The organism is Nitrospirillum amazonense, from assembly GCF_007828045.1.
Taxonomy (GTDB): domain Bacteria; phylum Pseudomonadota; class Alphaproteobacteria; order Azospirillales; family Azospirillaceae; genus Nitrospirillum; species Nitrospirillum amazonense_C.
Genome location: NZ_VITN01000003.1, coordinates 237,859 through 247,371, shown reverse-complemented (window position 1 = coordinate 247,371; position 9,513 = coordinate 237,859). Strand labels below are relative to the sequence as shown.

The 9,513-nt window shown below is 67.8% G+C and carries 10 protein-coding genes; 4 read left to right on the top strand and 6 right to left on the bottom strand.

Translation table 11 applies throughout. From position 1 onward, the window contains the following. Nucleotides 1–70: 70 nt before the first annotated feature. Nucleotides 71–826, bottom strand: coding sequence for an SDR family oxidoreductase (locus tag FBZ89_RS06480; RefSeq protein WP_145749197.1), 756 nt, complete (start codon nucleotides 824–826; stop codon nucleotides 71–73). Between the two features lie 136 nt (nucleotides 827–962). On the opposite strand from FBZ89_RS06480, the gene FBZ89_RS06475 reads away from it, so the two are divergent. From FBZ89_RS06475 to FBZ89_RS06465, 3 genes are all read left to right on the top strand, one after another. After that, the gene (locus tag FBZ89_RS06475) at nucleotides 963–1,880 is read left to right on the top strand and encodes a LysR family transcriptional regulator (RefSeq protein ID WP_145749196.1); all 918 of its coding nucleotides are present in this window, start codon (nucleotides 963–965) and stop codon (nucleotides 1,878–1,880) included. A gap of 66 nt (nucleotides 1,881–1,946) precedes the next feature. Further along, nucleotides 1,947–2,501 carry a flavin reductase family protein gene (locus FBZ89_RS06470; protein ID WP_145749195.1) on the top strand — a complete coding sequence of 185 codons (555 nt, stop codon included), beginning with the start codon at nucleotides 1,947–1,949 and terminating at the stop codon, nucleotides 2,499–2,501. Nucleotides 2,502–2,602: 101 nt separating this feature from the next. Further along, entirely contained in the window at nucleotides 2,603–3,499 is an 897-nt protein-coding gene (locus FBZ89_RS06465; RefSeq protein ID WP_211115128.1) for a DMT family transporter, read from the top strand. A 6-nt stretch (nucleotides 3,500–3,505) separates the two neighbouring features. On the opposite strand, the gene FBZ89_RS06460 is transcribed toward FBZ89_RS06465, so the two are convergent. Beyond that, nucleotides 3,506–4,375 carry an NAD(P)-dependent oxidoreductase gene (locus FBZ89_RS06460; RefSeq protein ID WP_145749193.1) on the bottom strand — a complete coding sequence of 290 codons (870 nt, stop codon included), beginning with the start codon at nucleotides 4,373–4,375 and terminating at the stop codon, nucleotides 3,506–3,508. Nucleotides 4,376–4,400: 25 nt separating this feature from the next. Beyond that, a complete protein-coding gene (locus tag FBZ89_RS06455; protein ID WP_145749192.1) occupies nucleotides 4,401–5,111 on the bottom strand; it encodes an SDR family NAD(P)-dependent oxidoreductase in 711 nt (236 codons plus the stop codon). A 262-nt stretch (nucleotides 5,112–5,373) separates the two neighbouring features. Here FBZ89_RS06455 and FBZ89_RS06450 point away from each other — a divergent pair, with 262 nt between their 5' ends. After that, nucleotides 5,374–5,712 (top strand): GIY-YIG nuclease family protein, encoded by a 339-nt coding sequence (locus FBZ89_RS06450; RefSeq protein ID WP_145749191.1) that lies wholly within the window; start codon nucleotides 5,374–5,376, stop codon nucleotides 5,710–5,712. Here FBZ89_RS06450 and FBZ89_RS06445 read toward each other — a convergent pair. The 3 genes from FBZ89_RS06445 to FBZ89_RS06435 form a co-directional block, all read right to left on the bottom strand. Beyond that, nucleotides 5,705–6,031 carry a hypothetical protein gene (locus FBZ89_RS06445; protein ID WP_145749190.1) on the bottom strand — a complete coding sequence of 109 codons (327 nt, stop codon included), beginning with the start codon at nucleotides 6,029–6,031 and terminating at the stop codon, nucleotides 5,705–5,707. The genes FBZ89_RS06450 and FBZ89_RS06445 overlap by 8 nt on opposite strands. Before the next feature lie 4 nt (nucleotides 6,032–6,035). Further along, nucleotides 6,036–6,743, bottom strand: coding sequence for a glutathione S-transferase N-terminal domain-containing protein (locus FBZ89_RS06440; protein WP_145749189.1), 708 nt, complete (start codon nucleotides 6,741–6,743; stop codon nucleotides 6,036–6,038). A gap of 141 nt (nucleotides 6,744–6,884) precedes the next feature. Further along, nucleotides 6,885–9,362: a glycoside hydrolase family 31 protein gene (locus FBZ89_RS06435; protein ID WP_145749188.1), complete on the bottom strand. Its 2,478-nt coding sequence runs from the start codon at nucleotides 9,360–9,362 to the stop codon at nucleotides 6,885–6,887. Nucleotides 9,363–9,513 lie beyond the last annotated feature (151 nt).

Below are 9,513 nucleotides of genomic sequence, written 5' to 3'. Positions count from 1 at the left end.
GGCGAATTTGACCAGGCGAAACGGCCCCGGATCGCTCCGGGGCCGTCAATCGCATCATGCCGGCGGCTTCTTAAACCTGCGCCAGGCCGCCATCGGCGAACAGTTCGGCGCCAGCGACAAAGCTGCTGTCGCTCGAGGCCAGGAACAGGGCGGCCTTGGCGACCTCCTCCACCTCACCCACGCGGCCCAGGGGCACCTGGCTGGCCATGTAATCCAGCAGGCCCTGCTGCTGGGCGGCGTCGGGGCCGGCCAGTTCCACCAGGCCCGGCGTGCGGATGGGGCCGGGGCTGAGGACGTTCACGCGGATGCCGCGTTCCTTCAGGTCCAGGGTCCAGCTGCGGGCGAAGTTGCGCACCGCCGCCTTGCTGGCGCTGTAGACGCTGAAGGCCGCCGTGCCGGTGCTGCCGGCGGTGGAGCCGGTCAGGATGACCGAGGCGCCGTCCACCAACAGGGGCAGGGCCTTCTGCACCGTGAACAGCACGGCCTTCACGTTGCGGCCGAAGATGTCGTCATAGTGATCTTCGGTGATCTGGCCCAGGGGCAGCATGGTACCGCCGCCGGCATTGGCGAACAGAACGTCGATGCGGCCGGCCTGGGCCTTCACCTGCTCATAGAGGCGGTTCAGGTCTTCCGCCTTGGCGCTGTCGGCCTGGACGCCGGTGGCGTTGGGGCCGATGGCCGCCACCGCCGCCTGCAGTTCCGGGGCGCGGCGGCCGGTGACGAACACCCGGGCGCCCTCGGCCGCGAAGGCCTTGGCGGTGGCGAGGCCGATGCCGCTGGTGCCACCGGTGACGACCGCGACCTTGCCTTCGAGTTTGCGAGCCATTTTATCTTTCCTTTCAGTGCCTTGATTTGTGCCGCCCATCTTTGTCCGCTATGGGCGGCGGCTGATGGACAAAAGATGTCGCCAAACTCGGACTTCCAAAATAGAAATGACTGAAAACTATTGTTGCAGGTTTGATATGACCAAGGTGCCGGATTTCGAAGGCTTGGCCATGTTCGCCAAGGTGGCGGAGGAACGGTCGTACGCCGCCGCGGCCCGGGCCATGGGCGTGTCGGTCGCCACCGTGTCGCGCGGCGTCAGCCGGCTGGAGGACAGGCTGGGCGCCCGGCTGTTCAACCGCACGTCCCGCCGCCTGGCCCTGACCGACGTGGGCGCCGCCCTGGCCGCCCGGGCGTCCCAGCTGTATGCCGAGGCGGAGGCTGTGGAGGATGCGGCGCGGGAACTGTCCAGCCGCCCGCGTGGCACCATCCGCCTGGCCGTGCCCATGTCCTTCGGCGTGCGCTGGGTGGCGCCGCTGCTGCCGGCCTTCCTGCGCGCCTATCCTGAAATCACCATCGATTTGCACCTGAGCGACGCCACGGTGGACCTGATCGGTGAGGGGTTCGACGCTGCCCTGCGCATCGCCGTGCTGACCGACAGCTCGCTGGTGGCGCGCCAGCTGTGCCCCATCGCCCGGCACATCGTGGCCGCCCCGGCCTACATCGCCCGCTATGGCCGGCCGCACCATCCGGGCGAGCTGGCGGCCCACCATTGCCTGGGCTACGCCTACCGCGCCCGGCAGGACGTCTGGCGCCTGACCAACGGCGCGGGGGACGAGGCGGCGGCGGCGCCCACCGGCCCCCTGCGCGCCACCAATGTGGAGGCGCTGCTGCCCACCGTGCTGGACGGGCTGGCCATCGCCGAATTCCCGGAGTTCGTGGTGGCGGAGCACCTGGCCGACGGCCGGCTGGTGGAGTTGCTGGACGGCTGGTCACTGCCCCCGGGCGGACTGTATCTGGTGACCCCCACGACCCGCGCCCGCCCCGCCAAGGTGGAGGCACTGGCCGATTTCTTCATCGAGCACATGGCCCGCCCCGCGTGGCGCCAGCCGCGATAGGAACTCAAGCCACCGCCCGGGGTTCACAGCCCGGGGTTCACAGCGGCAAACCGCGGGAGACGAGACATGACCGAGAAAGCGGAGTTTCCAGTGTCCAAGGTGCGCCGCTATCTGGAACCGGGGCCCATCGTGCTGCTGTCCAGCGCCCATCGGGGGCAACGGGACATCATGGCGCTGGGCTGGCATACGATGATGGAGTTCACGCCGGCGCTGGTGGGCTGCGTCATCGCCGCCGACAACCACAGCTTCGAGCTGGTGCGGGGCAGCGGCGAATGCGTGCTGAACCTGCCCACCGCCACCATGATCGACACCGTGGTGGGCATCGGCAACACCAGCGGGGCCGAGGCCGACAAGTTCGAGCATTTCGGCCTGACGGCGGGCCGGGGGGTGGATGTGGACGCCCCGCTGATTCGCGACTGTCCCGTCAACCTGGAGTGCCGGCTGGCCGACGCCAGCCTGGTGGACCGCCACAACTTCTTCATTTTCCAGGTGATGAGGGCCCACGCGGTACCGCAGCCGGAACACCATGAGACCCTGCACTACACCGGCGACGGCGTGTTCATGGTGGCAGGCCAGATCGTCAGCCGGCGGGAGCAGTTCCGGCCCGAACTCCTGGATTGACCGCCAGCGGGCCGATAGCTGCCGTCGCAAAGTCGCTCTACAGCCGTGGCGCGTCCGGCATTAGGGTCACCATCCCAAGGACGATGCCCTGCGCCGAGCCCATGTCGCCCCGCCTGTACCTGACCTTCCCCTTGCTGGCCGTGCTGATTTGGACCGGCAACAACCTGGTGACCAAGGCGTCGGCCGGGGCCATCCCGCCCAGCGTCATCGCCTTCGACCGGTGGTTCCTGGCCTTCGTTCTGCTGACGCCCTTCTGCCTGCGCGGCGCCTGGGCGCGGCGGGCCGTCATCCGCCAGCACCTGCCGCAAATCGCCCTTCTGGGCCTGCTGGGCATGGCCCTGTACCAGGGGTTGGCCTACTACGCCGCGGCCAGCACCAGCGCGACCAACATCGGCATCTTCGTGGCCTTGGTGCCGCTGCTGACGCTTGGCCTCAGCAGTGTCTGGCTGCGGCAGAAGCACGGGCCCCTGGCCCTGGTGGGCGGGGTGGTATCGCTGGCCGGCATCCTGTTCGTGCTAGGACAGGGCGATTACGGCCGCCTGCTGTCCCACGGCGTGGGCCGGGGTGACGCCTTCATGCTGGGCGCCTGCGTCGCCTATGCCGCCTATGGCGTCTGCCTCAAGCGCTGGCCCCTGCCCTTGCCGGTATGGACCTCGCTTTACGCCCAGGTGGCGGCGGGCCTGGTCTTCCTGTTGCCGGGCTATCTGCTGGCGCCATCGGCCCCGGCCACGCCGGCCACCATCGCCATGATCGCCTATGCCGGCATCCCGACATCCATCCTGGCGCCGGTGCTGTGGATGCAGGGGGTGAAGCACCTGGGACCGGGCCGCACCGCCATCTTCATGAACCTGCTGCCCATCACCACCGCCGTGCTGGCAGCCCTGCTGCTGGGCGAGGTGCTGCACTCCTATCATCTGGTGGGCGGCGGCCTGGTGGTGCTGGGCATCCTGCTGACGCAGCGCCCGGCCCGGCCGCGACCGGCCACCGCCCCATCCTGAACGGTCTCAGCCGCCGGTGTAGAGACGGATGAGGGCGGAGACGTTCTCGGCGCCGTGGCCGGCCTCCCGCGCGCGCTCCAGGACAGACAGGGCCGCGTCCGCCACGGGGGTGTCGGCCTTCAGCGCGTCCGCCGCCTGGGTGGCGTAGCGGAAGTCCTTGGCCATCAGGTCCACCGGGAAGCGCACGGCGAAGTCGCCGGCCTGCATCATGCGGGCATAGCCGGCGGCGGCCGGGCTGGCCACGGGCAGGGTGGTCAGGACATCCAGGGCGGCGGCACCGTCGAAACCGGCCCTGTCCAGGAAACCCATCATCTCCGCCCAGGCGGCCAGCTGGATGCCCAGCAGGCCGTTCACCGCCAGCTTCATGGCGGCACCCCGGCCCACCGGGCCGACGTGGCGGACGGCCGCCGCCAGGGGCGCCAGCACCGGCTGCGCCCGGTCGAAGGCATCGCGCTCACCCCCGGCCAGGACGATCAGCTTGCCATCCTGCGCCTGGGGCAGGCTGCCCACCACCGGTGCCTCCAGGAAGGCCGCCCCGGTGGCGGTCACCGCCGCCGCCAGCTGGGCGGCCCAGGCGGGGGAGACGGTGCTGCACTCGACGGCGACGGCGTCCTTGTCCAGGCCGGCCAGCGCGCTCGCCTTGTCATCCAGCCACACGGCCCGGGACGCCGTATCGTCGGCCACCATGGTGATGACGAAGTCCGCCCCGGCCGCGGCCGCGCGCGGGTTGGGGGCGGTGGTGGCGCCGAGCGCTGTCAGGTCCGCCGTTGCGGCGGGGGAGCGGTTCCACACCGTGACGGCGTGCCCCGCCTTGACCAGGTTCGCGGCCATGCGGGCGCCCATGGCGCCCAGGCCCAGGAATGCGACCTTGCTCATGCTTTCATACTCCTCGACGGATAGCTCACCACGGAACGGTGGCGCCCCGATAATCCAGGTACTGCAGGCCGGGCTTGCCGGCCTGGGCGGTCACCACGTCGATGACGCGGGGAATGCTTTCGGACACGTCCAGGCTGGCGGCCGGCCCACCCATGTCGGTGCGCACCCAGCCGGGGGCGATGACCAGCAGGGTACGGCCGTGCGCCGGCTGCCGGGCGGCGTAGGAGCGCATGAGGGTGTTCAGCGCCGCCTTGCTGGCGCGATACACCTCCCACCCGCCACTGACGTTGTTGGCCACGCTGCCCAGGCCGGAGGACATGACGGCGATGGTGCCCTTGGGCGTCACCAACTGGCCCAGCACCTCGACACAGCGCATGGGCGCCAGGGCGTTGGTCACCTGGACGCGGACGAATTCCTCGGTCGACACCCCGCCGATGGTCTCTTCCGGGTTGTTGGTGACGCCGGCGTTGACGAACAGCACATCGACCCGGCTGCCCTCCAGGCGCCGGCGCAAGGCCGCGATCTGGTCGGCATGGACGATGTCCACCGTCTCCACCGTCAGGCGGCCCTGGGCTTCACCGGCCAGCTCATGCAGGGGTCCGGGCTCGGCGCCGGGGCGGACGGTGGCGATGACCTGCCAGCCACGGCTCAGATACTCCTGGGCCAGGGCCAGGCCCAGGCCACGGGAGGCACCGACGATGAAGGCGGTGGGGGAACCGGTGAGGGATGCGGACATGGGGGGGAGGACCCTTTCTGCTAGGGGCGCCGGCCGCCCCGGTGCGCGCCGGGATCGGGCCATGAAGGGAAAGGAGACGCCTGATATGGGGCGGCCCCCATAAAAGTCAGGGGCCACAGTCCAAGATGCCGTAACCTGGATCATGCGGGCGATTGCCGATCCGTCATCAGATGACTGACCGGGCGGCATTGTCGCTTGATCTTATTTTACCCGGGTATTATATCGTCACCCAGATATCACCCGGGTGAAATAGGATCGCATCATGCAGGGCCAGGACAGGAAAGCGGCCATCGCCGACTATAAGAAGCGGGAGGATGAGCCCGGCATCTACGCCCTGCGCTGCGCCGCCCTGCCGGACAAAGTGTGGGTGGGCCCCACGCCGACCCTGGACACCATCCGGAACCGGCTGTGGTTCAGCCTGCGCCACGGCGGCCACACCCACCGGGGCCTGCAGGCCGCCTGGACCGCCCACGGCGCCGACGCCTTCACCTTCGAGGTGCTGGAACGGCTGGAGCCGGAGGAGAGCCCCTACCTCGCCCGCGCCCAACTGAAGGATCGCGCCGCCCACTGGCGGGCGGCGCTGAAGGCGGAGGCTATTTAGGCTTTGCCACCTCCCAAAATGGGGTGTTTACGCCCTGTTCCCATAGGGCTTCAAACGTGTCTTGGCTGATGAGCTGCAATACACCCTGTTCGATTGTCTGAACAAAGGAATCGCCAACCAAGGAGAAGCATGGCGCACCCCATTGCTCTTCCAAGGCAATGCTGTTTCGCTTGCTCGACCCACCGGGGAAAACTTCCACGTAGCGCAGGACGATGTCCGCCTGGCGATCAACCTCGTAGTACAGCCATTCAGGGCATCCCTTCGGAATGACCTCTTCCGGCCAACGTCCCCGATAGTAACTGAGGCTGGCTTTGGCCATCCCCTCACCCCGGCCGCTTCGGAATATCGAGGCCACGCTGCACTGCGGGGCGCGCCAGGCCGCGTTCCAGCCAGGCGGGCACGTTCTTGAGGCTGGCGTAGTCCACCAGTTCGCCGGCGCCGTAGAAGCCCACCAAGTTGCGCACCCAGCCCAGGCAGGCGATGTCGGCGATGGTGTACTCATCGCCCATGATCCAGGGGCGGTCCGCCAAGCGGCCCTCCAGCACACCCAGCAGGCGCTTGGATTCGTCGGCGTAGCGCTTCAGCGGACGCTTATCCTCATAATCCTTGCCGGCGAATTTGTGGAAGAAGCCCACCTGGCCGAACATGGGACCGATGGCCGCCATCTGGAAGAACACCCATTGCAGGGTCTCATAGCGGGCGGTGGCACCCGCGGGCAGGAACTTGCCGGTCTTTTCCGCCAGATAGACCAGGATGGCGCCGGACTCGAACAGGGCGATGGGCGCGCCCTCCGGCCCGTTGGGGTCGATGATGGCCGGGATCTTGCCGTTGGGGTTCAGCGACAGGAATTCCGGCGTCCAGCTCTCGTTCTGCATGATGTTGACGAGATGCGGCTCATAGGGCAGCCCGGTCTCCTCCAGCATGATGGAGACCTTCACGCCGTTGGGCGTGGGTAGCCCATAGAGCTGGATGCGGTCGGGATGCTGGGCCGGCCAGCGGCGGGTGATGGGGAAGGCGGACAAGTCGGTCATCGGGGCTTCTCATCAGTCGGCGGGGGGACCGGCATTGAACCGTCAATCCGCCCCCGCTTCAACGATGCGGGTCACAACTTCAAAGGAAAGGGCGGCTGCCACCTGTCCGCCCCCTCCCTCACGCTTTGACGTGCCGGCCGCTTACTTGGCCTGCACCACCTCCACCACCTTGGCGTCGGGCTCGCTCCAGCCCTTGGCGCCGGTGTGGCCCAGGCTGTGGCCGGCCTCGCTCCAGCTCAGCTCGGTGACCTTGCCGCCACCCTGCTCATAGGCGTAGGTGAAGCCGTCGTCCTGGAACAGGGTGAAGCGGCCATCGGCGCCCGGATAGACCTTCACCTTCGCGATGGCCTGCTTCTGGTGCGTGTTCTCGATGGGGGAGCCCAGGGGCAGGATGGACCCCGCCTTCACAAACACCGGGATGCGGTCGATGGGCGCCGCCGCCGTCACCGTCTGGCCGCCGGCGTAGCGCTTGTCCGTCCAGAAGTCGTACCAGTCGCCGCCCGCCGGCAAATACACCTGCCTGGTCGTCGCCCCCTGCTCCGTCACCGGGGCCACCAGCAAGGCGGGGCCGAACATGTATTCGTCGCGCATGTCGGTCACGGCCGGGTCGTTGGGGAAGTCCAACGGCAGGGCCCGCAGGAAGGGCGCGCCGGTCTTATAGGTCTTGTAGCCCAGGGAGTAGATGTACGGGATCAGCTGGTAGCGCAGCTTCACGTACTTTTCCAAGATGGCCTGGGCGTCGGGCCCATAGGACCAGATCTCGTTGGCCGGCCGGCTGCCGTGGGTGCGCAGCACCGGCAGGAAGGTCGCGTACTGGAACCAGCGGGTGTACAGCTCGGGATAGTCGTCATAGCCGCCGACCACGCCGCGCGCCGGCGTCGGGTCCAGCAGCGGCGCCTTGGCGGGCTTGTGCTCCTCCGGCAGGTATTGCCAGCCGCCGGTGTCGTTGCTCCAGTAGGTGATGCCGCTGGCCGCGAAGTCCAGGCCGGTGGGTACCTGGCGCTTGAAGGCGTCCCAGGTGGGGGTGATGTCGGACGACCAGACGATGGCGCCGTTGCGCTGCACGCCCAGATAGGCGTCGCGGGACAGGATGACGGTGCGCTTGTCCTTGAAGTCGCGGCGGAAGCCGTCATAGAGCGCGCTGGTGTGGAACAGCGGGTAGACGTTGAAGTACTTCGTGCCCGGCCCGATGTGGTAGTAGCTGCCGTTGGGTGGCAAATCCGGCTCCGTCTCATCCGACCACAGGCTGTCGAAGCCCTGGCTCAGGATGGTGTCGCGGATGGTGTTCCAGTACCACTTGGCGGCATCGGGGTTGGTGGTGTCGATGTCCGACCCGGCCTTGTCATAGGGCAGGCCGTTGGTGGGCGTGCCGTCCGCCTGGCTCAGGAACCAGCCGTTCTTCTTCAGCAGGTCATAGTAGCGGCCGTCGGAGGTGAAGCGCGGCCACACGCTGATCATGGTCTCGAAGCCCATGTCGTGCAGCTGCTTGTTCATGGCCTTGGGGTTCGGCCACAGCTCCGGCACGAAATCGAACTGGCCCATGATGGTGTAGTAGAACCAGTCCACCACCAGCACGTCGGCCGGGATGTGGCGCTCGCGATAGCCCTTGGCCACGTCCAGCACCTCTTGCTGCGAGCGATAGCGCTGCTTGGACTGGATGTAACCGTAGGCCGACTTGGGCAGCATGGGGGTGGCGCCGGTCAGCTGGCGGTAGCCGGCGTAGATTTCATCCGGCGTCTTGCCGGCGATGACGAAGAAGGAGACGCGGTCGCCCACCTCCGACGTCCAGCGGGTGACCTCGTTGAAGCCGGGCTCGATCGTCGTCTTCGACGGGTTGTCCCACAGCAGGCCATAGCCGTAGTTGGTGATCATGAAGGGCACGCAGGTGCTCTGCCCGCCCGAGGCGTTGTAGTCGTTCCAGCAGCGCACCACATGGCCGCGATGGTCCAGGAAGCCCTCCTGGTTCTGGCCCAGGCCGTAGTAATGCTCATCCGCCGGCGAGGCGAAGACGCCGTTCACGGTGTAAAACGGGTCGTCCGTGGGCCGGCGGTCGTGCAGCAACTGGCTGTTGCCGTCCTTGAAGTTGGGAATGCCCATGGACCAGCCGGTGAAGTCCAGGATGGTCTTGCCCGCCGCGTCCTTGAACAGGATGTGGGCACCGTTGGTGGTGCCGCCGAAATAGCGGCTAATGTCCACGGCGGTCTGCTGCGCCGGCACGGCATGCGGCGGCGGGTGCCAGCCGACGATGGTGGCCGACATCTGGCCGGACTTCAGCACGGTGTCGCCACGCTCATCCTGGCCCTGCGTCCAGCCGGCGGGGTTGACGCCGGGGATAATGCCATAGCCGGGCCCGGCCAGGGCGGCGTCCTTCTTCAGGCTGAGGGTGACACGGACGATGTTGGGGCCATAGGGCTCCAGCACCAGGGTCTGTTCCTGGGTCTTGTTGGACTGGTCCACCACCACAGGGGCGGTCACACCGCCGTCATTCGCCGGGGTGGCCGCCAGGGCGGGCGCGGTCAGGGCAACGGCCGCGACACTCAAGCCGAAGGCCAAGCCGCCCCAGTAATTCCGCATGGATTTCGGTGTGGCGCCCCGCATGGGCTGCCCGCGCGTCTTCATGGTCCGTATTCCCCCTGGAGATTCTTATAAATCATATGATAGCGGTACCATCTGTCAGGACCGGGCCGGGGTCAACCCGAAAACCACCCCTCATCCATGCGGCCCATCGTTCCGAAACGGCAACGGTCTGTGCCGCCCAGGGGCCTATCGC